Raw genomic sequence first — 26,065 nt, forward strand, 5'->3', positions numbered from 1 at the left:
TTATTAATTGATAGATTCATTAAAATTTAACTCATTATTAGAAGGCCAAATAATAATCTACAAGCGGATAATCATATCATTTATTTTTTACAGGGTTCAATTACTCCCCAGGAAGTATTTGGTTTGTCTCCCATTTCCAGAATTAACTCTCCCCCCTTGAGTAGTTCTGAGGCCGGAAAATAAAATTGTTCCAATTCTTTTCCGTTCAAAGTAGCACTTTGAATATATTTATTACTCCTGGATACATTACGGGCTTCAATTGTAAAAGTTTTGCCACGATTATAGCGCTCGCCCAAATCGATTACTACTTTTTCATAAAGAGGACTGGTTATCTCGTAAATGGGATCAACACGGCATCCTCCATCAGTTTGGAAGAGCCCTAATGTAGCCATCACAAACCATGAACTCATTTGCCCCTGGTCTTCATCGCCCAAATATGCATTGGCAATACCGGAACCATAATAGTTATCGATGATAGAACGAGACCATTTCTGAGTTAACCAAGGTTTATTTGCCCAATTAAACAAGAAAGCAAAGTGCATAGATTGCTGGTTACCTTGCACTACCGGATAATCCCAATACTGATCATTCGGAGCATTGTATCTCCAAGGTTCACTTGCTTCAAATCCCCAGTTCAGACGATCAACAAATTTTTTCTCACCTAACATATTAATCAGAGCTGGAACATCTTGAGGAACAAAGAAACTCAACTGCCAAGAATTACCTTCCACATAATGATGATCACGCCCCGATTGAAACGGATCAAAGTCAGATATAAAGTTACCGGCAGTATCACGCATATGCGCAAACCCATTCTCGGGATTAATGGCATTTTTCCACCAGTAACCACGTTCGTTAAAAGTATCATACTCCGTATATTTACCCAATGCTTTAGCCATTTGTCCAACCGTCCAATCATCATATGAGTATTCTAAGGTATTTGAGAAACGTCCTTTTTCAATAGGTACATATTTATACTGGAGATAAGGAATCAAATCACGATTCCCGGCAAACCCACCTGCAACATGCGTGGCAGGAGTGGTCTGCATCTTCTTCATAGCCTCGAAAGCTTTCTCCGAATCAAAATCACGGATTCCCATCTGATATGCCGCTACAATCAGAGGAATCTCATGTTCAGCCACCATCACCGGGATATACTCCATTCCGGCAGGACCTTTGGCCAGCCAACCGTTTGAATCATACATCGCCAGTTGCGAGTTCACCCACTTAGAACTCCATTCCGGAGTTACAAGATTCCAGAATGGATTCAAGTTCCAAAACGAATTCCAAAAAGCATCACATCCTAAAGCCGCATGTTCCGGATTAGTAAACTTACGCACTTTTTCATCGGGAGACATCCATTCACCGTTTATATCACTAAAAAGATTACGACAAAGTGCCCTGTACATATTTGTATAGAAACGTACTTTTTCAATACGATCATTCGTTGTTATAGTTAAACGGTCCAGAATGTCATTCCATACTTTCTTCTGATTCTGCACAACAGCATTAAAATCCCAATCAAAGCGGTCGGTAATCTCTTTTTGCAGATTTTCTGACGCATTAGCTATACTGACAAACGAAATACCGGTACGAAGCTGAACTACCGGATGTGTCCGTGTATCAAACTCTACATATAAACCGGCATCTTTCAAATCTTTTCCAGAAATACAATTCGAATCTACGAGTTGTGTATTTTTCCATCCGCCTATTTTCTTGATAGGAGCGTCGAACTCTATCACAAAATTCACCACATAATCCTGATCAGCATCATTACTCCATACACCAGGAGAATATTGATGGCAATATCCTTCAATTCTGTAATCGCTTACTTGTTCTACTTCAACGTCCGAAAGTTTATAATCATATTCCGCCTGAATATGCAAATCTATCATAACACGTCCATCCCGGTCTTTCGGAAAAGTATACTTCTGAAAACTAGCTCTTTCCGTAGCGGTTACTTCTGCTAGAATTTCCGTATCAGTAAGAAATACTTTATAATAGCCCAAAGGAGCTTCTTCACTTTTTTTATCAATACGCGAACGATATCCCTCATCCGGCCGGAACTGATCACCTACTTGCGTAAACAGTTTACCATTCGTAGGCATTATTCCAAGCCCGCCCATTGTCCATTCATGAATATGACTGAAACAACCTAATGTTTCGAATGTAGGCTGATAACCAGCTTGCCAACCTCCATTTTGATTATCAGGACTCAATTTTACCATACTAAACGGCATCCAAGGACCGGGAGCAATCATCCAACGCGAATGTGCCGTACCTATTTTCGTATCTACATAGTCAGCAAAAGTTTGTAAAGTTTGAGGAGAGCGAATTACAGAACCTTTCTCCAGCAACTGATTATTCGCAAAAACCTGATACTCACTCTTTTTATTCTTTTTGACAGCAGGCATCGGAACTTCAAAAATATAACGTGCAGTATCCAACAAGGCTGTAAAGATTTCTACTCCATCAAGTTTTACCATTAATTCCGGTTGCCCTTTCAGATGTTCTACATCTACTAACAAAGGCTGAAATTTTACTCCATTCTGTTCTATTTCATAAGTAGCAGATGATACATTACGCAGGAAAGCAAATTCATTATTTTCACCCAATATATCACTGTTCCCTTCCAGGCGAATCTGATCGAATACAATCCAGCCGCCCTCAAGTATCGAAATCTTAACAGTATTCCCTCCTTCCTTCAAGTCGGTGGCTTTAACGGGAAACTCCAATATTTGTTCTTTCGCTTCTTTCATATCGCCTTCAAGTACTTCTTTAGAGTGGCCTTTTATCTCAAATTTTCTCTCTACTGAATTTACTGTTACTTTCACTAGTGAACGGGTCGGATTAGCATCTACCAAGTCGACAATCAATTTAAATTCACCTTTCTTCGGCAATTTTGCAACATTAAATAAAATATTCGTTTCATGCGTTCTCCAACCGGAAGTATGCCATGTTCCTCCCCACGTATCGTCGGGGCCGGGTAATACATAAGGAAAATCCTTTTTAGCCACTGAAGTACCGATGATATAATAACGATCTTCATACCCGAAATCATTTGCCAGGAATTTTTTATATTCAGAGGGTCCCATCGCCAAATCGGCTCCGGAATTATCTCCACGACCAATCGTCCATACCACTTTGGCAGAAGCCTGAGAAGCGATAAAGCAGATCAACAAACAAAAGGAAATTACCTTTCTCATAATAACTCTTTATTTTTTCAATTTGGATATTATCAATTTAATATGAATTCGTATGCACTGTTAAAAAAATACTTCAGAAGCATAAAGCATACATTTTTTATAATTTACTGATTGAATATAGCTTATAAATTCAAAGCAGTATCTTTCGAGTTTCAGAATGGCCGTCCTTGCTAACAACCACCAAATAAAACCCTTTTGGTAAACCGCATAAACTAACAGAATGACAGTCACCGCCCAATGGTATTTGTTCAGATATTAATTCCACCCCTGATAATCCTTTTACACAGACATTTTCCCAATCACCAACCACGGACAACAATTTGGTATCACGATTATAATAGAGCTTGAATTGGGCCGAAGAATTCACTTCCTCTATTGAACTGGGCAAATCCCCTGTAGTAAAAGTCAGAGTTTCTCCCTCTACCTTAATATTTGAGATCACAATTTCGGCCAATTCACCGTTACTGATGAATGGATACGGATTAGAAGTTGTATCAAACAAATTTCGACCATTTACATCCGAGAACAAGGCAGCATTCAAATCCCCTGTCTCATTAAGTCCGCCATCTTTGCGAAATACATAAAATTCCGGAATCCGATCTACAGAACCGCTTTGTGTAGTATTTACCCGGTAAATCAATAATCCGGATTCCGGTAAATTGCGTTCATAAACATTCTGATTATTGCGGTATTCCAGAACAAAGAATTCATTCGGATCGTCAGTAAGAATTTTATAGGCATTATTTGTCGGTTTATTGGCAGAATTTAATGTATAAGTAACGTTACTTCTGACTGCCGGAATCTCTTCCGTCCACATACCACCCGAATATTTCCAACGATTGTATACCAAAGGGAGAGTTAATCCAGGCCCATCCATTACATCCCACATGCCAACCGGACGGGGATACTCTGAACGGGAACGGTATAAATAAGGGAATCCCAGCTTATTCAACAGATAGCGGCAATGGGTAGCCAGAGAATTCCGCTCATAAAGAATCGTATAGTCTCTGATTTTCTTTCCACCCAGTTCAATATCTCCGTTTGCCTGAATGTAACGGTCGGAAAGCTCTCCGGTCTGAGGAGAATGCACTCCTTTATCCATTCCCCGGCCACCTCCCCGGAAAACGATTACAAAATCATCGATATATCCGTCACCGTCTTTATCATAAACATCTCCATCAATCTTCGCCGCTATTTTTTCAGCCAGTTCTTTTATAATAAAACCGATAGAAACATCTGCAAGCCCTGCGCTGATATCCTTTCCCCTGCATTCAGGGAAACTCTTTGCCCAAGTACTGTCGTAACAGTAAAAACAGTATTTCAATTCATAAGAACGTTCCGAAGTATCTTGACCGGGTACAGGAAAAACAGATGTGTTCACCTTCAATTTACCATTCGATACAGTACGTATATAAGACTGGACCGACATCTCTCCGGCACCATTGAAAAACTCTTCATAATAACTACCGGATTCATCAAAATCCGGATCATCAAGAAAACGAGCCAACACAACAATCCGGTTTCTTTCGCCCATCCATCTGTTATCGGCCTCAGCAGATAACCCACCGGTAATCGTGGCAAACAGTAAACAACAAACAATAAATCTCCAATCTTTCATAAATCAATTCTCCCAATTATAAAGGTTTGTTTCCCATTTCAAGAACCAACTTTCCACCATTCGCAATCGCACTGAATGGAATACGAAAGTTCTTCAGCAGTTTACCATTCAACCGGGCACTACGGATGTAACGGTTTTCAGGTGAATTATTCAAAGCCTCAATAACAAACTCTTTGCCCGTATAATATCGGGGATCAAGAGTAATTGTAATCTTATTGAACAAAGGAGAAGTAATATCAAGTTCTGAAGCAGAAGTTACTCCCCCATCCATCTCGAACAGCCCCATAGCGGACATTACAAACCATCCCCCCATCTGTCCTTCATCTTCATCACCTTCCCAACCTTTATAAGGAGAATCACCGTAAAAGCTATCAAGTATCTCTCTCGTATATTGCTGGCATAAAGCCGGTTTACCCAAATAATTGAATATAAAGGCGGAGTTCATATTCACTTCATTTCCCTGATTGATGTAAAATTCGGCAGATTGTCCCATCGTACGGTCAAATACATGCGCTGCAAAGTTGTGCTTCCGTGACTTTTCAAATCCTTCGGACAACCGTTCCAACGCTTTATCCTTACCGATTAACTCAATCAATCCTTCAATGTCATGAGGTACATACCAGGAATATTGCCAGGAATTACCTTCAATAAATCCCACATTCGAAAATACATCAAACTGATTGTCCCAATTACCGGACGAATCTTTGCAACATACATATTTATACTCCGGATGATAGACATTTTTATAATTCATGGAGCGTGTCTCCAAGAAAGCAGCTTCCTTCTTTTTCCCAAGTGCTTTTGCCAGTTGGGCTACACAAAAATCATCATAAGCATAATCCAGTGTTTTAGACACAACATTGATCTCACTCGGCATATAACCATACTTAATGTAAGCATCCAGATCAATCTGTCCGTATGTTCCTCCACAAGGATGTTCTCCACCGGGGTTGGTAACCATTTTATAAATAGCCTTATAAATATCTTCACCGTCCTTACGTATTTTTTTCTGATATGCAGCTACCATCAAAGCTACTTCATGCGAACCTTCCATAATACCGGAATACTCGATACCTGCCGGCCCTTTACCGGTCCAACCCGTATGCTTATACATCTCTAGCTGGGTCGTAACCCAATTATCTATAATCTCAGGAGAAAGAATAGACCATAATCCGTTCAGATTCCAATATGAATTCCAGAATGCATCACCGCCATAGACAGCCTCTCCCGGTTTTAGCTGCCGTATATTTTCACAAGCATCCCTATACTTTCCGTCTATGTCATTCCAGGTTTGCTTACCTGCATACGCACGATACAGATTTGTATAAAACTTGCATTTGTCCTGTTCAGTACCGCCCTCTACTTTGACCTTTCCCAACAGGTTATTCCAGGTTTGACGTGCATTATTTACACAGGCATCAAAATCCCATCCGAAGGGTTCCGCCACCTCCTCTTGTAAATTCAACCGGGCTCCTTCCATGCTAACCAACGATAAACCGGTCTGTACCAAAATCTCTTCTTTATCCGCTGTTTTATAAGTAACGTAAGCACCCATCTCACCTGAACCGGAAATCTCGCCTACATTCTCTATTATTTCCGTATCTTTCCAACCATTAAAAAAGTCGAACGGCTTACTGAAACGGATAGAGAAATAGAGTGTCCAATCATTCCAGCTACTCCAAGTTCCAGATACGCATTTCGCATATCCTTCAATCCGGGTATTACTGATCTTCTCGATAACTGCATCTTTCACAGAGAATCCGTAATCCCATTCGGTAGGAAACAAAAGATCTATTAAGACTCGGGAATCTTCACAATCCGGAAAAATGTATTTTTGGAAACTACAACGAGTAGTTGCCGTCATTGCAACCTTTACCTGATGATCGTACAACTCCACTTCGTAATATCCCGGAGATGCTTTTTCCGTATCTTTCAGAATACGGGAATGATATCCCGCATTAGCTCCCTTGTAAGGAGAATCAGGTCCGGGATTCTCAATTGTGAAATCAGCAGTAGCGGGCATCATAGAAAGTCCGCCCATGGTCCAGGCGTGTATATGACTGAATGCCGACACGCTGTTTATTGCATATTCATATCCTCCCATCCATCGGTTTCCCTGATTATCCGGACCTATTTGTACCATACCGAAAGGCATCTGTGCATACGGCCCCAACATCCATCGGGAGTTGGATGTTCCGATAAAACAATTTACGTAATCCACCGGTTCTTTTTCATCGGCATTTACCTGAAACGCCGCAAACAAATAACACAACAGTATTATCAATCTATACTTTATTCGCATATTACTTCACTTTTACATAGAAATAAAAAATATTCTTATTCTTAACTCCGTCATAACAAGTCAAAGAGAGTTTATGATAACGTTGCTTAATGGTAAATTGGGTACCATCGTGCTTTGTGTATATTTCTTCCCATTCGTATAAAGCATCCAAAGGAACTTTTACATTATATGCATATCCATATTCGGATGCCCTGTTGCCTTCATCGAAAGATTGTTCATCTTTCAGATTCCAGTTCGCATATTCCAATGCCAGATAAGCAATGCCGCTATCGTCCCTCACCAATGCTTTTATCTCTATAGTTTCCCCCCTGTCCACCTCAAAAGTATCTACAGCGATATCTGCCTGCGGAGAGTAATAATCGACACCCTTATTCAAATCCCGTTCACAGGAAGACATAAACACTGTGGCTATTGACATGCTTATAATCCATATTCTTTTTTGCAGATTCATATTTTATTTATTAAATTTCATTCAACATACATTATTACCATCCCGGATTCTGAACCAACCCTCCATTTTTCTGTAGTTCTGACTGAGGAATAGGATAGTAATTCATTTTTGTTTCAAACATCCGCTCTTCGACCACAAACTGTTCATATTCTATTTCTTCACCATTCACCGTGATTCGCATGCCATGAATCGGCCGGTTAAAATAAGTATTCCCTTCATTCCAACGCCGGACATCCCAAAAACGATGCTCTTCAAAAGCCAGTTCCACCCTCCGTTCATTCCGGATACGTTCGCGCATCTCTTCTTTGGACAATTCCATACGTATATTCAACTGAGGAATTTTAGCCCTTTTTCTTATCTGATTTACTGCATCGTATACCGATTGGTCAGGAGCTTCCAAATATTCATTCATTGCTTCGGCATAATTCAGTAAAATTTCTGCATACCGAAATAATATCCATGGACGACGACGCTTTTGGTCTTTCGAGAGATCAAGGTTCTGATCGATAAACTTGCGCATATAATATCCCGTTCTTGTAGCTGTAGGAGTTTTGTTCAATCCGTCTTTACCACCAACGAAAGTTTCAATCGGAGTACCACTAAACTTCAATCCGTTATAAGATATAGTATACTCCATACGTGGGTCACGGCTCTTATAGGGATTTTCTGGATTGTATCCGGAACGGGGGTCATCAATAGGATATCCCTTTGTCGTTTCATAAGCATCTACTAATTCCTGCGTAGGATTAGTATATCCTTTACCACCGTAACTGATCGGATTATTATACAATTCTATTTCATTCGAACTTTCCGAACTGGTAGCAAATAATATCTCATTATTATAAGGCGTAGTGAATACAGAATAGTAAGCACTTAGCAAGCCAACCCGAGAAGGATTTTTTACTTGGATATCCATAATTTCTTTAGCGGCATCAGCTGCATCTTTCCACAATTGTTTATCTCCAGCAGGATTATTCAATTTACTGGCAAGATAAAGTAAGGCTCTGGATTTCAATGCTAAAGCAGACAGACAAGTAGCCCGTCCGTATTCAGCTGCATCCTTATTAAAGTTATCCAAATAAGTTGCAGCATTCACACAGTCCTTAACTATAAATTCAATTGCTTCCGCAAATGTAGATTGTTTCACAAACATTGCTTCCTCTTCAGTTAATACTTTGTCAATTAACTGAATATTTGAAAAACGTTTAGCCAATTCAAAATGATAAAAAGCTCTCAGAAATAAAGCTTCCCCCCTCATACGTGTATAAGTAGCTTTCGATTGCTCGTTTTTATCAATCAGGCCGGCATCTTTAATAGTTGTATCCAACTCCCGCAAAAACACATTTGCCTTACGGATACCTGCGTACATTGTTTTCCAAACTTCTTCTTCCGGATTATAGAAAGGAGTGATAGCCCCATTGTTGTATCCATGAACAGCCGATCCCGAATAAGAACATATTGCTTCGTCCGAAGCACACGCGAACATAGCATTGTCAAGTCTGTTAAAACCATTCATCAATTCCCGATAAGTACTGTTCAGAAAACCCTGGGCAAAACGCTCGTCTGTAAAAATATCATCTTTGTCCAGATTTGTATCTATGTCTTTATCCAATATGCTGCACGAGCTCAAAAACAAAGTCAGCAACAAAAATAATTTAGATATGTATTTCATATAGTCCAAGATTTAAAATTTCAGATTTACACCAATATTAAATGAACGCATCACCGGGTATCCTGTTACACCGGCATCAACCACCTCCGGATCGACATCATACTTGCCTAGTTTATCCACAGTAAGTAAATTCTGTCCGTTCACATAGAGACGAAGTTGTTTGATATTTACCTTTTTCAAAAGTGATTTAGGTAATTGATATCCGATTTCTACATTACTCAACCTTAAGAAATTACCATTCTTAATCCAGAAAGAAGAAGAACGATAGTTATTCAGGTTGTTCTCGGTAGTCAGACGCGGAAAGGTTGCATCGGCCTCACGTACTCCTTTTTCCCAGGCTCCATAGGCCAAAGCCGTTACCTTATTATTATTCTGTAAAGCCCAAACAGCAACATTATTCAGGTATACCGAACGATTGGCAACTCCGGACAACATAGCCGAAAAATCGAATCCGGCATAATCAATACCTAATGATAAACCCATAGTTATCTCCGGAACAGTCGGTTTGCCAATGGGCACTTCATCATACAAGTTTATATGATTATCTTCACCGGAATTCTGATTCTTGTATTTCAAGTCTCCGGGACGAATTTTATAAAATGTAGAAATAGGACTGTTCCTGATATCTTCTTCGTTCATGTAAAATCCGAGTGCTTCTAATCCCCAAAGTTGAGAAACAGACTTTCCTGTTCTTTTCTGATATTCTTTCAATCCTTCCACTTCGTCCATAGCCAGAATTTTATTCTTTGCCAACGAAATGTTCGCCTGAACGAAATATCCGAACTTATTAATCCGGTTATTATGCGTCAATGAGACTTCCATACCCCGATTGACTACCGTACCTATATTTACATATGGAAACGGAGCACCGATAATCCAGGAAGAAGTATTTTGTTTCTCTGAAACAATATCCGTACGTTTATGCCAGAAAGCGTCTACCGATACGGACAACTTAGAGAACAGTTCGAAATCGATACCTACATTCACATTACGTGTCGTTTCCCAGGTCAAATCCGGATTTGCCAACCGTCCTTCCCACGCACCATCGCTCCATGCAAAACCACTACCGAAAATATATCCCCCGTAGGATTGATCGAATCCCGACCAATGCGATTGATAAGCATAGCGCTCAAAATCGGTTTTACAGTTTCCGGCTTCTCCATAAGAAGCTCTCAACTTAAGATAGTTGACAACATTCTTATTAAAGAATGATTCATTAGAAATAATCCACGCTCCGGATACGCTGGGAAAGAAACCAAACCGATGTCCCGGTGCATACTCATCGCTACCGTCGTAAGCAAAACTGAACTCCCCGATGTATCTTTTATCAAAACAGTAAGTCGCCTTCCCACTCATTCCCTGACGGGCATAAGCCGGATTATCACCCTGCACAAACAGTTGAGACTGATAATAACGCATATCTGCAAGCACTTCATGCTTTCCGAACGTACGTTCGTACGAAAAACCTGCATCGAAAGCGAGTTGATACTGATAATAATCATATAATTTTTCCTGAGCTAACGACAATTGCTTGTCTTCTCCGTATACAGAATAAGTGTTATCTCTCTGCAATTCATAAGTAGCATAGTTGCTTGTCTTACCCGTACCATAACCGGAAACTCCATCAAAAGCAACCATTGCCCGGACATTCAATCCTTTCGTTACAATATCCAATCTCTGCCGTGCCTGAGCCTTTACCTGCAAAACTTTATTCCGGTCTTTACGATATCCTGTATGGGATATCATACCGTAAGGATTCTGCCTGTACTGTGAGGTTCCCGCAATTTTTCCGTCTTCATACACAATCGGCATTGCATTAGGTGCAATGGTTGACAAAACATTGAATATATCAGAAGAGCTGCTGTTAGGCATGTTCTTATCCTCTATCCTACCGGCGAGGTCTAAAGAGATATCAAGTGATTTCGTCACGGCCGCATCAATATTAGAGCGAATGTTATAACGGTTATAGTTCACATTCGTATTAAATCCGGAATTTACATCCGAATATTTATAGAGTCCGTTTTTACCTAAAAAACTAAATAATACAAAGTATTTGACCTGTTCCGTACCACCACGGACAGATACTTTATATTGTTGTTGCGGAGTATTATCTTTCAGAAAGGAAGAATACCAGTCTACATCCGGAAACAAATAAGGATTCTGGGTTCCGTTGTACATTTCCGGATTGTATCTATCATCGGAAGGAACAGACATCCCATCATTCTGCAACGCCTTATTGTATAAGGAAACGTACTCGCGGGAAGACAAAAAATCCGGTAAACGTGCAGGCTGCTGAAATCCATACTGAGCCGTTAAGGAAATTTCCGGTTTGCCTACGATTCCTCTCTTGGTGGTGACAAAGACGGTTCCGTTAGCTCCTCTTTGACCATACCGGGCATTGGCTGCTCCGTCTTTCAATATAGAAACAGATTCGATTTCTTCAATATCCATTTGGCTAATATCCCGTTCGACATCATCAACCAGAAATAGAGGAGAGCGGAATTGTCCGTAAGTTCCGATACCACGTATATAAATATCCGAAAGACTATTCCCCGGTTCATCTCCCGATTTTCGCAGCACAGTCAATCCGGAAGCTTTTCCAGTCAATGCATTTTCCAGATTAGAAACGGATGCTTTATCCAAATCCGAATAATTAATGGTCGACACAGCCGAGGTTTGCAGATACTTTCTATCATCCGATTTACTTCTGACCGTATCCTGTCGAGCTGCATTCTTGCTCTCTTGTGAAAAAGCCGGAAAAGAATAACAAGCCATTGTCATAAAAAGCAGACTTAAAAGCTTGAAAGATAAATGCCCGATATTATATTTCATATTCTTACTCATTTTCAATTAATACTATTTACATATCTTATATGTATAATCAATAATTATTCCATCCGGGATTTTGTTGATATAGAGCATTCTTATCCATTTCACTCTTCGGAATAGGATATAGATTCATTTTATCCGTAAAAATCCGTTCTTCGAAAACCACTTTATTATAGGTATAGCTATTGTCACTATTCTTCGTTATCTCCATTTCGTACATGGAGCCGTTGAAACATTCTTCTCCGTCTTTCCACCGACGTACATCCCACCAACGATGCTCTTCGAAGGCAAGTTCCACTGCTCTTTCATTTTTAATCCGTTGCCGCATTTCTGCTTGAGATAAATTACGAGGTAAAAGTGGCATACCGCTTCGTGTACGCACTGCTTCCACAGCATCATATACATCTGAAGACGGTTTTTGCATACTTTCGTTCAAAGCCTCCGCATAGTTCAGATAGATCTCCGCCAAACGGAAATAGATCCAGTTATGATAAGCCTTATTCGATGATTTTTCAGTTAAGCTCTCCGGCAAATATTTTCGTACATAATAACCCGTACGGCATTTCTCTTTAGAGAGGCGGTGTTTACCACCCATATACAACTCCGCTGTAACTCCCTGCCACACACAGCCATTATAAATAATTGTCTTATAAAAACGAGGGTCTCTATTCTTATAAGGGTCCTGGGAATCATAACCGGAAGTACCATCGGTTATCGGTTTGCCATTACTCATTTCATACAAATCGACAAAATTCTGTGTCGGAGCAACAGCACCTACTCCGCCAAATCCTTCACCGGAAGGTGCCCATACCTTTATTTCACTACTACTGAATCCGACCGGAACATTGTTGTACCAAAATATCACCTCCGTATTTCCCTCATCCGGACGTAGCAAAAAGACTTTCTCATAGTCAGAAGCCCCATTGCCCCGGTTAAACAACTGATATGCCGGAACTCCATTTTCATCTTTCAGGTTTATTACGTCTCCTGCCGCTTCGTAAGCCAATTTCCACTTGTCAGGATTTGTATTCTCTTTATCCCACAACGGGCTGGCCGCATATAATAATACCCGTGACTTAAGTGCCATTGCTACCCCTCGGGTTACCCGACCTTGTTCATTTTCATTTACTGTCACAGGCAATAGTCCGATAGCATTCTTCAAATCGTTCAATATGGCATTTACACATTCCATATAACTATTTCTGGGGAGTTCAAGCTTATCGTTCGGATATAATATCTTATCGTTCAAAATAGGCATTCCACCATATCTTTTTATGATTTCATGGAAAAAGAAAGCTCGCAGGAACAAAGTTTCTCCAATCAACCTATTTTTCATTTCCTGATTTGGGAAAGGGATGATATCTTGTTTGGACAAGAAAATATTGGCTTTACGTATTCCCTCATAATTGCGGGAAATGCAATTATCCACGTCATCGTAGGAACCGACATTAAACGAATTACTGGTATTCCAACCAAAACGAGATTCGGCTTCATCCGTAGCGCAGGCTATGGGAGCGGGATCGAAGCTTCCAAGTACATTAAATCCTTTCTGAAGGTTGGTATAAATATCAGCTTGGAACTTATAGGCAGTTTCGTAATTACTAAATATTTTGTTTTCATCCAGATTAAGGTCTGGTGCTCTGTCCAAATAATCATCACATCCGTAAAAGAAAATGGCCAGCAGACAGAAGAATATTTTATATGTTCTCATAATACCCTAGAAATTAATATTTAAACCAAAATTGTAAGCTTTCATCGGTGGCATATTACCAGCTCTGTTATTTCGATTATCCGGATCGAGATAAGGTTCTTTAGCCCAAGTAACCAGGTTAAGTGCGGAAAAATAAATCCGGACATTCTTAATGAAAATTTTCTCGGTCAGCTTCTTGGGAATAGTATAACCGACATCCAGATTTTTCAAACGAATGTAACTTCCGTCGGATAATGTATAATCGGCTCCGGCTTCATTATTCTGGTATTTACCGTACAACTGAGTATACTTGGCATTACCATCTCCCATTTCGGGCGTCCAATAGGACCAATGTTTGTCATACACATTATCTCCGTTAGAGAATGCCCACATAGCTTCCCAGTTTTTATCAAAAGAAACATGGGTAGAACCCTGAAACAGAACTCCGACATCGAACCCTTTGTAAGACAATGAAAGATTGATACCATATTGAATTTCGGGAACCAAAGGATAACCGGTTCTTACGAAATCAGCACGATCAATCACACCGTCTCCATTGATATCCTTGTACTTCAAATCGCCCGGATGTACCTCCGTATTTCCTTCCAGAGCCAACTGGGAAGGACTTCTTTCAATATCGTTGTAATCCTGAAAATAACCCAGAGTAATCAGCTTAAGAGGTGTATCAATGGGATATCCTTCTGCCCGTTGATAAGGTAAAACTCCAAGAGGAGTCCCCATATTGATGACTTTATTCCGTGCAAAACTCATGTTTCCCTTGATAGAATACGAGAAATCCTCACCAATAAACTTACTGTGATTTACCTCCAACTCTACGCCCTGATTCTGCACAATACCGAGATTAGCCGGAGAGAAAGTAGTTCCTACAAATGCCGGCATAGTCTGTACCTGAGTCAGAATATCCGATCTTCTTTCATGAAAATAATCGATATTAAACGTCAATGCGTTGTTGAACAGTCCGGCTTCCAAACCGATATTAAGTTTTCTGGATTTTTCCCAGGAAACATCTTTGTTGGCAACACGCCCTTGACGTACGCCTTCTATACGGTTATCACCGATACCAAAAATATATGTATTGTCTGTGTTGCTAACGTTTACATACTCATACTGCTGAAGATAAATGAAACGTGCTTCCGCACTGGAATTGGCTACCGGGTCGTACGCCCAAACCCGATCATTGCCAACCCATCCGAGAGAGCCTCTGATTTTTAAACTATTGACAATCTTGCTCATGCCCGACTCTTTATAGAAAGGCTCGTTTGAGATAACCCAACCCAGGGCAAACGAAGGGAACAAACCATATCTTTTTCCTTTGGCAAAATTTTCAGACCCATTATAGCCAAAGTTAACCTCGGCAAGATAGCGTGTATCGTACCCATATACAAACCGTCCGACCATACCTTGACTGGCATAAGGTAAATCGACATTATTTCCATGAGAAAGCCTGTTGAAAAGAAACAATGCACTTACATTATGTTTTCCAAATTCACGATCGTAGGTCAACCCTCCCTCCAGATAAATCTTCCGAAAGTTATCCACATACTGCCAGTCCCAGCGTAACGGCCGATTTTCTCCATGCATAATGTAGCTGTCCGTAGCATAAAGATATTGATAAAGAGCTACATTCTTCCGATAGATTTTACCATGTTTACTGTCGTCATCATAAGCCACTTGTCCTCTGACGGCAAGTCCCGGGAGAAGCCAGTTCAATTTATAAGTGACGTTCAGACCGGCTTCCAGCACATTCCGATTTTCTTTAAATTCTCCGGAATCACGGATCAAAGCGTGTATATTTGAGTAATCTTTATCGCCTCCGTAAGAACCATCCATATTGAAAGCAGGATATTTACGCCCGGAATTAGCAATAGCGGCATGATAGATATCCCAGCTACTATATTGCATGGAAGTGGGGTAATGCCTGTCTTCGATACGAGCACCAATATTAATGGATGCACTTAAATCCTTTGTAATATCAAAGTCCAGATTCGAACGAAAATTATAACGATTGTAATTGGTTATATCATCTCCCTTAAACGGAGAGTTCTGATTAAAGAATCCACCGGAAACGAAATAACGCATTGATTTTGTTCCGCCACGTACATTCACATTGTACTGCTGCTGAACAGAACCGGACTTCATAATCTCATCCATCCAATCTACATCAGGATGAGTATATGGAGATACCTTTGTCCGGTACTTCATAAGATCGGTTGAGCTGTATTCAGCCTGCTGCCCACCATTATTCAGCATCTCATTACGCAATAATGCCGAACGGTAAGCATCCAAAGGCTTATACAAACGTATAGGAACATTCACAGCAACCTGCGATGTAATCGAAACTTCCGGTTTACCGGCTACTCCTCTTTTAGTAGTAACAATAATAACACCATTCGCTCCTTTCACACCGTAAACGGCAGTAGCCGAGGCATCCTTCAGGATATTTATACTTTCAATTTCGTTTGGGTCAATCTGTGCAAAACTTTCACGTATAATACCGTCCACTACGATAAGCGGCTTTGTATTTTCATTGGCAAATGTCGCTTTTCCACGTATATATATATCCGCTTCATCACGACCAATCTCGCCGGAACTCTGTACAATCGTCACACCGGAAGCTTTACCGGCAAGCGATTGTGTTAGGTTGGAAGCAGGAACTGTGGTAAGCGTTTTACTTTTTACCGTAGAAATGGAACCTACCATCGATTCTTTCTTCTGAGTACCAAAAGCCACCACCACTACTTCATCTAAAGCCACAGCCGAATCCCCTCCCATTTCAATTTTAATCTTCTTTCCGAATTGTGGGGTAATAGTTTGAGCCTCATAACCTATATAACTAATTACTAATTGTACATTTTTTTTAGGTAACTTCAAAGTGAAGTTACCATCCAGATCAGTAACAACACCAATAGAAGTATCTTTCACCAAAATGGTAGCACCGATCAGTGGTTCTCCAGTATTCTTATCTAATACTATCCCTTTCACTACCAGGTCCTGTGCCGATATTGCACACGAAAAAAAGAATAATAAAAGCGTTATAGCATATCCTTTCATAATATTATATTTTAATGAATTCTTCTAAACTGATAAGTATAGGTATGCAGTTCTTTATTTTTGGTATCCAGTTCCAAGGCTTCTTCGGGGGTAGCCGGTTGAGAATCCTGTTCCATTTGTGAGAACATAACTGTCTTCTTTCGTTCTCCCAGGAAAGTCTTTATACGAAGTTCCATTTCATCTCCGTCCAATCGGATAATTGTAAAACGGACCGTGACCGGAGTATAACGGTACGAACCATCAGAGGTATTTTTACCTGCAATTTTATCCATGGACATTGTTAACCAATCCTCATCGGTCACAAGCCATGTCCCGGCATGTTCTTTTTCAGCACAAGGATCAAACATTCGATACACTCCATTTGCCTCAAACAGGATAGAAAGGTTATTTTCTTTATCAGTACTGCATAGTTCTCCGTCGTCATAAGCCGCAACTTGTTTCCAATATCCCGGCAATTCATTTGCAAAATCCTCATCTTTCGAACAAGAAGAAAAGATGAACAGTAGAAATACTAAACCTAACAGATATTTATTCATAGTATCTTAATATTTTATTAATATGATTCTTTCAGCCTCAGTTTACCATCTTCCAATACAGTTTCGACTGCTTTATAAGTCTCTATATAAGTATCCAGTTGTCCGGTTGCAGAATAGGTGTAATGTTTTAAAACTAATCTGTTATCAGACCGTTCTTCTACATAAAAAGTTATCGGTAATAAGTCCGAAATATTCAGAATTCGATTGTCACCGTCATAATTCCAGGCGGTTCTTAAATCCTTCTGTTCACAGGGTAGATAGAGATAGCAAACATTTTTTTCTGCAAAATACAATAATTTGCCTTTCGCACATTCATCAAGTTCCTGCTCTTCGCCGTTCCAGGTTTGCGAAATCAATTGCCAGGAGCCGGATAAATCAATGTTATCATCCTTATCACAGGCAATTCCCAAAAAAGAAATGAATAAGACACACAACAGTGGGATTTTTTTTATTTTCATAATAATAAGATTTTTACATGTCACAAAAGTATGCAGAATGTGTTTTTCTATAAATCACTCTGGTAACAACTCTTCTATTCGTTGTAACATTTGTCTGAAAATCAGTCAATACTTCTATTTTCGGTTCTCAGTACAAAAGAACAGTAAAGCAAATAAGCAATACAAAGTCCGATTATCGCCAATGAACCGTTAAAACTACCAGTCCATTGAGAAAAGACCGCCATCAATGGTGGTACAACCGCCCCACCCGATATTCCCATAATCATCAATCCGGAAAGTTCATTGGCACTACCGGGATAGAGTTGTAACGCCTTTGAGAAAATGATACTAAACACATTTGCACAAAAGAAGCCAACAATAGCTATAATAGCCAGAAGCATCTGACTTTCGGACACAAAAAGCATAAAAACAAATACGCATAGCGTGATAATCATACTAAGCCGAAGAAACTTTATAGCGGAAAAGCGTGCCAATATAAATGTTCCAAGAAAGGCACCAATGGTACGAAATACGAAATATAGGCTAATACCATAACCGGCTTCACTTAACTCCATACCACAGCGCTCCATTAAGAAACCAGGTATCATTACATTCAGGCCGACATCTACTCCCACAATGAAAACGATTCCAAGAAACAACAAAAGGATCGTTTTATCTTTCAATAAGGTCAGATAGGGTTTTAATGACCAAATCGTATTCTTCGTGACCTCTTTAGGGACAGGTGTACATAGCAACCAACAACCAACAATAAGTGTTATCAGAGCAAAAACGGAAAACATATAAATCCAGTTTCCCCAAAAGCCAGCCGCCCAAACGGCAACAATAGGTCCGGCAAAAGAGGATATGGCTTTAATAAATTGACCTGCAGTTAAACTGCTGGCCAATTTATTTTCATCCACAATATTCATTAATAACGGATTCAATGAAACTTGCAAAATTGTATTCCCAATACCCAGCAATGCAAACGCAGTCAGGCAAGATACATACGAATAATCCAACAATGGCAATAGCATGGCTAAAGCTGTAAAACCCAGACTAATCAGAACTGTGTTTTTTCTACCCACCCGATTCATAAAGGCACCAAACGGAACCGAAAACACAAAAAACCAGATAAAAACCATTGAAGGTAAAAAGTTCTTTTGGGTTTCAGACAAAGAAAAATCAGATTGCATATAGTTGGATGCTATCCCCACAAGATCACAAAACCCCATCACAAAAAAACTGGTCAAAACTGGTAGTAATGCTATTACCTGCGTACGTTTCATACTATTTCCCCCTGCCCTATTACTTCATAAATGCTTTTACCACCATTGCCTCACGCTGAGAACCGCAGCTCAGTTTATAATCTCCGGCAGCAGCAGAAATCACATATGTTTCAGCATAGTTCAACCGTACTCTCTTTTGTCCGGAGATCTCAATATAGATAAAGTCGCCTTCCACCAGATTTAATACATGGCACTTACCCGCTGTATTCAATGTTACTTCCGATTTGAAATGTACACGATGTACATCATAAGAGTGATTTGGATGTGTAGGAAGATGATATAATTCCCAGTCTTTTCCTTTCTCCAATAAGGCAGGCTTAGAAACGTGTTCATTCCGTACTTTCTCTCCACAACGGTCGAAATATAAATTCTCCATCCCCCTTTTTATATTTAAAGGACGAGGAGTACCATCTAAGTCAAGCGCCAGCCAATCATACATTTTAAATGTAAAAATATAGGGAGTAGTACTTATTTCAAGAACTAGATTGTTGCGGCCGGAACTATGTAAAGTGCCGGGAGGTATCAAAAACAGTTCGTGTTTCTTTGCAGGTAATGATTGCACATAACGATCAACTTCCAATGGAGTATTTTCAACAAAGCTTTTTGTAAGTGCCTTCTCAAACTCGGCCGGCTCAATATTATCCTGAAAACCCAGATAAACCACGGCATTATCTTTACAGTCTGTAATATAATAAGTTTCTTCCTGAGTTAGTACCTCCCCGAAGTTTTTTTGTATGTACTCTTTTCTGGGATGACATTGTATAGAGAGATTCCCACCATCAAAATTATCCAGATAGTCCATCCGTATCGGAAACTCATCGCCATATTCATTGTAGCAGTCTGTACCAACCACATTCTCTCCGGCTACATACATTAAAGAATCAAACGATACCTCCAACATATTCCCGGAACTCTCAAACAACAAACCATTCTCCGGCACAATCAGCTCAAAAGACCAGGCATAATTAGGTACTTCCTTTTCCAGCCCTTCTATATGTTCCTTTATCCACTGCCCTCCCCAGGCACCCGGTTCAAACCAGGGACGAACACGAAAACCAGCCTGTCCCATCACTTTCAATCCTTCTCTTAAAGTATTTCCTTGCATCCAGGTGATAGTATCCAAATGTTGTCCGTCAACCATCACATCAATATCCGGGAAAATATTTTTTTTATGTTTATTAAGAAGTACCCAGTCTACGAAATAGAAACGTTTATACATTACTTTGGGAGCCACGACCTTTGTTACCCCTAAATTTGTCACTTTCCCGGCACGTGCCCTAAATTGAATTTCATTCTTAGGTATATCAATATAAATCAATTTCCCTTTCCAACCGGCTAAAGCTGCCCCACAACCTATAAGTATATTCAGGGAAGCAGATGAATCGGGGTGAATTTTAGACAATTTTCCAATACAGAAAAGATCTTTTAGCTCCAGGTCACAACGTTTTCCGAAAATAGGATCGTCACCTCCCAAATAGGGTGTAACCAAATCATTAATCTCTTCTTCCGTTTTTAGGGCGGCATCTATATTCCACCAGGTTACTTCTACATCCAACTCAGCTAAAACCTCATTCAGACGAGTTTTTATTTCATCAAAAAAGATTCCTGCGTATCCGTCTATAATCACATTCCGTTCGTTACGAATTGCTTCGGCAAGTTTCCGGTAACCTACAAAAATTTGATTTTCTGCTATTGAATGAACAGGATATATATCATAACTACCCGCCGTCAGGTTTTTCTCTTTCTGCATAGGAAGCAGAATCTGAGATGTTTTTCTCAATGATTTCATATTTGTCATATTTTAAAAGTTATTTTTCAAATAAAAAGAAGACCAGCACCAAGCATTGCCGCATTATCTTGTAACGAAGAGACTGATATGGGCATATCCAGCCCTTCTTCCCGAATTCTTTGCAATAAAGATTCTTTGAAAAGAGGATAAGCTTTTGAGATATTACCTCCCAAAACAATGATATCCCCTTTAAATCTAGTGTAAACAGGAATAATAAAACTCCCCAAACGATAGCCATACTCCTCAAACACCTGCTTACTGTAAATATCAGTACCAATCTTTTCTGCAATTTCACGTACTCCTTCAATCCGCATCCCTGTCAATGCTTCATATCGGTTACAAAACCAACGTGTAGAAAAAGAATTATCAGCTATAGTATCTTCAAACGTTAGATTATAGACCCATCCATTGGGCGGAACAGACTCTCCCGTCGTTATTAATTGTCCGTTTACCACAAACCCGGAACCCAGTCCGGTACCCAATGTGAGAGCCATCACTCGCTTATGATTCTTCACCACTCCGGCAAAAGCTTCACCTATGGCAAATGCTCCGGCATCATTCACATACCTGAAATTGCTTATTTTCATCCTCCGGAACCGGGAGATAAGTGAAGAGGTTAAGTCCAATCCAAACAGTTTATCAAACTTATTGACTCCTTCAACCAACGACACTCCTTTTTCATAGTCAAAAGGTCCTGGGAAAGAAAATCCAATTCCTACAGGAGTTTCATTTATTGAAGAGATGGTGGACTTCAGACAGCATACCCATTGTTCCAGAATCCTTTGAGCAGAATCCTGACTATTGATTTTTTGAGATTTTATAGACTCTTCCAAGATCGATTTATCCTGCAAGTTAACTAGGCAAGAGGAGATATGACTCCCTCCAATATCTACTCCAATAGTGTAATTTCCCATGTTTTCAGATTTATTTTCTGCAAACATAGAACATATCCAACTATAAAAGATTAGCTACTGTAACATACTGTATATATGCTGTAACATCCCGCTCAGAATAGCCTGCAACAGGATGTTGAAGATCTTACTCTTATACTGGAGATTCATGCTGCCCCCTAAATTCAGTAGGAGATACACCAAATTTCTTCACAAAACAAATATAAAAATAAGAAGGGGAAGAAAAACCCAGATCATAAGTAATCTCCGTAATTGTTTTATTTGTATTCAGTAACTCCTTCTTCGCATTCTCCAACCGAACCGTTCTGATAAAATCTCCGGAAGAAAGCCCAACTAACGCTTTCAGTTTCCGGTGAAGATTCATCCGGCTCATCCCCACATGATTGGCAATACTCTCTCCTTTTATATCAGGATCAGAAATATTTTCATTGATATAATTTATAATCTTTTGTATCAGAATATCATCATTGGATGCCGCAGGTGCTGTTCCTGCATCCGGCTCCTCACCGGATACAAGAGACACTTTTTTCATAAATTTCTCTTTAACAACCTCCTGATATTTGATCAGTTGTTCGATGCGAATCCGAAGATGCCGGATATCAAACGGCTTGGGTATATAAGAATTCGCTCCCACTTCCAACCCAACCAGCCTATCCTCATGGGTTTCTTTAGCCGTCAACAGAATAATTGGAATATGAGACGTGTTTATATTTGATTTTATTTTCCCACAAAGTTCTATACCATCCATATTCGGCATGATAATGTCACTGATAATCAAATCCGGAATAAAACTCAATGCACTTTCACATCCTTCCACCCCATCTGCTGCTGTATATACTTCGTATTCTTCACGTAATTCCAGAGCAAGAAAATCACGAATCTCAGCCTCATCATCTACAACAAGAATCTTATATTTTTTAACATTCTTCTCTTCTGTTTTTTCCTCAATTATCTCTGTATTTTCCTGCAATGGTTCTTTAACGAACGTAACATAAGACTCGTCTTTCTTATCAGTATCAGCTATCTCCTCTTTGGAATAACTTGCTTTATCAAATGGAATAACAATTGCAAACCTGGAACCAACATTCAATTCACTCTCAACAGAAATATGCCCTTTATGTAAATCTACCAAAGATTTTACCAGATACAGTCCAATACCCGAACCCGGATACACAATATTTTTATCATTCAATTCCACCTGATAGAAGCAATCGAATATCTTTTTCAAGTCCTTTTTATCAATGCCAATACCTGTATCCGATATTTCAATATGCAACAAATTACCTATATCAGTCCGTTCTACAAAGACATTCATCACAATCTCATCATAATCTTTCACATATTTAAAAGCGTTAGACAGAATGTTATACACAATCTTGTCCATAAATTTAGGAGAAACCCAGCCAATCAACCGATCTGCACTTGTATTAAAAACAAAATTGATGTTTTTGTCTTCCACTACTCCTTCAAATGTATCAGTTATTTCTTTAAAAAAAGAGACTACATCTATCTCCTTTACCTTAAGTTTTAGTTGCCCATAATCTATCTTACGGATATCAATTACTTCATTCACGTTCTTGATCACCCGCATCGTGTTTCTTTTTATAAGAGACAGTAAATACCTCTTCTTACTATCTGTCTCTCCTAATAATAATTTCTCCAGTGGTGCCAGAATCAAAGTGAGTGGATTCTTCAACTCATGCGAAGCATTTGTAAAGAACTGTAATTTGGCCTGATATAACTCTTTTTGTTTCTGTTTCTCCAATCGTTCATAATTTATCTTATCTCGGACTCTGATTTTCATCATAGCAATATTCCAGCACAGATATAAAAGACCCAATAATAAAACAAAATAAATGATATAAGCCCACCATGTTTGCCAGAAAGGTGGTTTTACCAGAATATACAAAGTACGTACATTATCTTCATTAAAATTTCCAGAAGGCGAAGATGCCATTACCATAAAACAGTAATTACCAGGCTTCAAATTCCGATAGGTAACAGAACGCATAGTACCAACTTTATTCCACTCCGTATCTGCACCTTTCAAAAAATAGGCATACTGAATACGTTCCGGAGAGGAATAATTAATCCCCAAATACTCTATAGTAAAAACTGACTCATCATAGTTCAGCTCTATTCTATCAGTAGAATTTATATTTTTGACCAAAGGTGAATCCGGATTCTGTTCACTCCTGATTGCAACATGCTGATTGAATAACAAAAAATCAGTAAAAACAACCGAAACCGGAGTTTTATCTTTCATAATAACAGAAGGATCAAAAATATTCATCCCTTCCGTACCACCCAAAGCAATCATTCCCGATTTCATCATTAATCCCGAATTCTTTAAAAAACTTCCTGGCTGAACTCCATCAGATGCACTATAAGAATCGATCTCTTTTGTTTCCGTAGATATCTTCACAATGTCTTTATTTGTTCCCATCCACAGTTCATCACCCACCAAGATTAACTCCCGCACAATAGAACTGTTCAGCCCATTTGCTTGTCCGTATATCGTCAGAGAATCGGTCTTTACGGTATACTCCCATAAGCCCTGTCCTTCTGTACCAATCCACATGTTTCCATGTTTATCAAACAGAAAAGAATTAACCTGTACATTCTTTAATTTAGAACTAAACGGTTCGACATTTCCAGTCTCATAATCATACTTATACAAACCGCCAAAAGTTCCGACGATCAATTCATTTTTATATTCCTGAAGTGCAGTTACAGGACTCCATCTCAATGGTTCTACGATATGGAAAGAGCTATTTTTCTTATCAAAATAAGACAGTCCGGCACGCTGTCCTACCCAGATATTCTTTTTGGAATCTTCGTACAAACAACTCAAGTCACTATGTAAAAGTGAACTAGAATTATCTTTCTGATATGTATAATGAATGAACCTCTTTGTTCCATCTTTCATCCTATTCAAAACACAATTATAAGTTCCGACCCAAAGATCATTGTCCGAATCAATCAATGAACATAGAGTTGCATCATCACTTAAATTATATCCGTCCGTCTTAGCAGTGATCTCCTTGAATGTATTATTTCCGATATCCCAATAATTAATGCCCCCACCATCAGTAGTGATCCAAAGGTTACCATACCTGTCTTCACTAAAAGAAGAAACATGTTTATAGGACAGGCTGTTTGTCAGAAGAATATCACTTGTGATATAATTGAACTTCTGTTTATGCTGATTCACAAAATTCACTCCACCACCATAGGTACCAATCCATAAATTATCATTCTTATCACTCAACACACACCTGATTGTTTTATAAGACAACCCTGTTTCCGTCTCCGATTCATAATAGAATTTGATATCTGTTTTCTTTATTTCCTCTCCACCCGTTTTCAATTTAATGGAGCATAGAAAATATTCTGTGCCAATCCATAGCTGCCCTAATCTATTCTCTTCTATACAATTTACTTTCGCATCTTTCAATTCATCCAATTCTATCAATTCCGGCTCTTTCTTCCCTTTTACAAAGCGTAGCAGTCCTTTCCAGGTTCCAATCCAGATATTTCCATAAGAATCCTGAGAAATAGCTTCCACCTGGCTATCCGGAAAATTATGATTTTGTACGCTATAATTGGTTACTGAACGTGTATTCAAATGAATAACATCCAGCCCACCGAAATGTGTACCTACATATAGTAGTCCATCATTCGATTCATATAAACTCAAGACACGGTCATCCGAAGCTTGATAATAAAAACGATTGAAAGAACCGGTTTCAGGATCAAAGGAGTAGACTCCGTCTCCATAGGTACCTATCCACAAACCTCCTTCTTTTCTCTTTATTATCGAACGGACAGAATATAGATCCCTCCCCGGCTGAAGCGTATTATTTTTTAGAATTTTATAGGTGTCTGTCTCTACATCATACATTAACAGACCAAAGTTTGTGCCGACATAGATACAGCTTTTATCACAGCATATTTTAAGAGACTGCTGATTGGTAAAATCTAAAGAATTACCCAATGACCATTTGTAACTTTTAAAGTCAATCCCGTCAAAACGGCAAAATCCTTCATCCGTAGCACACCAGATATACCCATCCTTATCTTGTTTTATATCAAAGACCTTACTACTGGAAAGTCCATCCTGTATCCCGAATTTTTCAAAACGCTCATGAGCAAAATAAGTGGAATTTGCATTCACAGCTAATGAACTGCACAAAAAGAACAAATAAAATATAAGTCGGTACATCATGTTCCTGGTTTTCTTAAAGTATAGATATAAAACACATT

At 39.3% G+C, this 26,065-nt stretch carries 14 protein-coding genes; all 14 read right to left on the reverse strand.

Annotation, left to right across the window (positions count from 1 at the left end; genetic code table 11):
- Positions 1–80: 80 nt before the first annotated feature.
- Positions 81–3,206: a GH92 family glycosyl hydrolase gene (locus tag QX565_RS16745; protein ID WP_289293592.1), complete on the reverse strand. Its 3,126-nt coding sequence runs from the start codon at positions 3,204–3,206 to the stop codon at positions 81–83.
- A gap of 130 nt (positions 3,207–3,336) precedes the next feature.
- On the reverse strand, positions 3,337–4,824 hold the full coding sequence (locus QX565_RS16750; protein WP_289293593.1) for a metallopeptidase domain-containing protein: 1,488 nt from the start codon (positions 4,822–4,824) through the stop codon (positions 3,337–3,339).
- 16 nt (positions 4,825–4,840) lie between these two features.
- The gene (locus tag QX565_RS16755) at positions 4,841–7,126 is read right to left on the reverse strand and encodes a GH92 family glycosyl hydrolase (RefSeq protein ID WP_289293594.1); all 2,286 of its coding nucleotides are present in this window, start codon (positions 7,124–7,126) and stop codon (positions 4,841–4,843) included.
- A gap of 1 nt (position 7,127) precedes the next feature.
- A complete protein-coding gene (locus QX565_RS16760) occupies positions 7,128–7,577 on the reverse strand; it encodes a hypothetical protein (protein WP_289293595.1) in 450 nt (149 codons plus the stop codon).
- A 34-nt stretch (positions 7,578–7,611) separates the two neighbouring features.
- A complete protein-coding gene (locus QX565_RS16765) occupies positions 7,612–9,249 on the reverse strand; it encodes a RagB/SusD family nutrient uptake outer membrane protein (RefSeq protein ID WP_221649121.1) in 1,638 nt (545 codons plus the stop codon).
- A gap of 12 nt (positions 9,250–9,261) precedes the next feature.
- Entirely contained in the window at positions 9,262–12,081 is a 2,820-nt protein-coding gene (locus tag QX565_RS16770) for a SusC/RagA family TonB-linked outer membrane protein (RefSeq protein WP_289293596.1), read from the reverse strand.
- Positions 12,082–12,130: 49 nt separating this feature from the next.
- On the reverse strand, positions 12,131–13,789 hold the full coding sequence (locus QX565_RS16775) for a RagB/SusD family nutrient uptake outer membrane protein (RefSeq protein WP_221649119.1): 1,659 nt from the start codon (positions 13,787–13,789) through the stop codon (positions 12,131–12,133).
- A gap of 6 nt (positions 13,790–13,795) precedes the next feature.
- Entirely contained in the window at positions 13,796–16,840 is a 3,045-nt protein-coding gene (locus QX565_RS16780) for a SusC/RagA family TonB-linked outer membrane protein (protein ID WP_289293597.1), read from the reverse strand.
- A gap of 11 nt (positions 16,841–16,851) precedes the next feature.
- The gene (locus QX565_RS16785; RefSeq protein ID WP_289293598.1) at positions 16,852–17,376 is read right to left on the reverse strand and encodes a hypothetical protein; all 525 of its coding nucleotides are present in this window, start codon (positions 17,374–17,376) and stop codon (positions 16,852–16,854) included.
- A 17-nt stretch (positions 17,377–17,393) separates the two neighbouring features.
- A complete protein-coding gene (locus QX565_RS16790) occupies positions 17,394–17,834 on the reverse strand; it encodes a lipocalin-like domain-containing protein (RefSeq protein WP_221649116.1) in 441 nt (146 codons plus the stop codon).
- A gap of 101 nt (positions 17,835–17,935) precedes the next feature.
- Entirely contained in the window at positions 17,936–19,099 is a 1,164-nt protein-coding gene (locus QX565_RS16795) for an MFS transporter (protein ID WP_221649115.1), read from the reverse strand.
- Positions 19,100–19,118: 19 nt separating this feature from the next.
- Positions 19,119–20,888, reverse strand: a complete 1,770-nt coding sequence (locus tag QX565_RS16800) for a class I mannose-6-phosphate isomerase (RefSeq protein WP_289293601.1) — start codon at positions 20,886–20,888, stop codon at positions 19,119–19,121.
- Positions 20,889–20,914: 26 nt separating this feature from the next.
- Positions 20,915–21,802 carry an ROK family protein gene (locus QX565_RS16805; protein ID WP_221649113.1) on the reverse strand — a complete coding sequence of 296 codons (888 nt, stop codon included), beginning with the start codon at positions 21,800–21,802 and terminating at the stop codon, positions 20,915–20,917.
- Positions 21,803–21,932: 130 nt separating this feature from the next.
- Positions 21,933–26,027 carry a hybrid sensor histidine kinase/response regulator transcription factor gene (locus tag QX565_RS16810; RefSeq protein ID WP_221649112.1) on the reverse strand — a complete coding sequence of 1,365 codons (4,095 nt, stop codon included), beginning with the start codon at positions 26,025–26,027 and terminating at the stop codon, positions 21,933–21,935.
- Positions 26,028–26,065 lie beyond the last annotated feature (38 nt).

Origin of the sequence: Bacteroides sp. 41_26 (assembly GCF_949740115.1) — a bacterium.
GTDB classification, from domain to species: Bacteria; Bacteroidota; Bacteroidia; order Bacteroidales; family Bacteroidaceae; genus Bacteroides; species Bacteroides nordii.

Coding starts and splice junctions, on each gene's coding strand:
- QX565_RS16805 (WP_221649113.1), bottom strand. CDS start 21,802: ATGGGAAATTACACTATTGGAGTAGATATTGGAGGGAGTCATATCTCC.
- QX565_RS16760 (WP_289293595.1), bottom strand. CDS start 7,577: ATGAATCTGCAAAAAAGAATATGGATTATAAGCATGTCAATAGCCACA.
- QX565_RS16790 (WP_221649116.1), bottom strand. CDS start 17,834: ATGAAAATAAAAAAAATCCCACTGTTGTGTGTCTTATTCATTTCTTTT.
- QX565_RS16795 (WP_221649115.1), bottom strand. CDS start 19,099: ATGAAACGTACGCAGGTAATAGCATTACTACCAGTTTTGACCAGTTTT.
- QX565_RS16785 (WP_289293598.1), bottom strand. CDS start 17,376: ATGAATAAATATCTGTTAGGTTTAGTATTTCTACTGTTCATCTTTTCT.
- QX565_RS16775 (WP_221649119.1), bottom strand. CDS start 13,789: ATGAGAACATATAAAATATTCTTCTGTCTGCTGGCCATTTTCTTTTAC.
- QX565_RS16810 (WP_221649112.1), bottom strand. CDS start 26,027: ATGATGTACCGACTTATATTTTATTTGTTCTTTTTGTGCAGTTCATTA.
- QX565_RS16770 (WP_289293596.1), bottom strand. CDS start 12,081: ATGAAATATAATATCGGGCATTTATCTTTCAAGCTTTTAAGTCTGCTT.
- QX565_RS16755 (WP_289293594.1), bottom strand. CDS start 7,126: ATGCGAATAAAGTATAGATTGATAATACTGTTGTGTTATTTGTTTGCG.
- QX565_RS16800 (WP_289293601.1), bottom strand. CDS start 20,888: ATGAAATCATTGAGAAAAACATCTCAGATTCTGCTTCCTATGCAGAAA.
- QX565_RS16750 (WP_289293593.1), bottom strand. CDS start 4,824: ATGAAAGATTGGAGATTTATTGTTTGTTGTTTACTGTTTGCCACGATT.
- QX565_RS16765 (WP_221649121.1), bottom strand. CDS start 9,249: ATGAAATACATATCTAAATTATTTTTGTTGCTGACTTTGTTTTTGAGC.
- QX565_RS16745 (WP_289293592.1), bottom strand. CDS start 3,206: ATGAGAAAGGTAATTTCCTTTTGTTTGTTGATCTGCTTTATCGCTTCT.
- QX565_RS16780 (WP_289293597.1), bottom strand. CDS start 16,840: ATGAAAGGATATGCTATAACGCTTTTATTATTCTTTTTTTCGTGTGCA.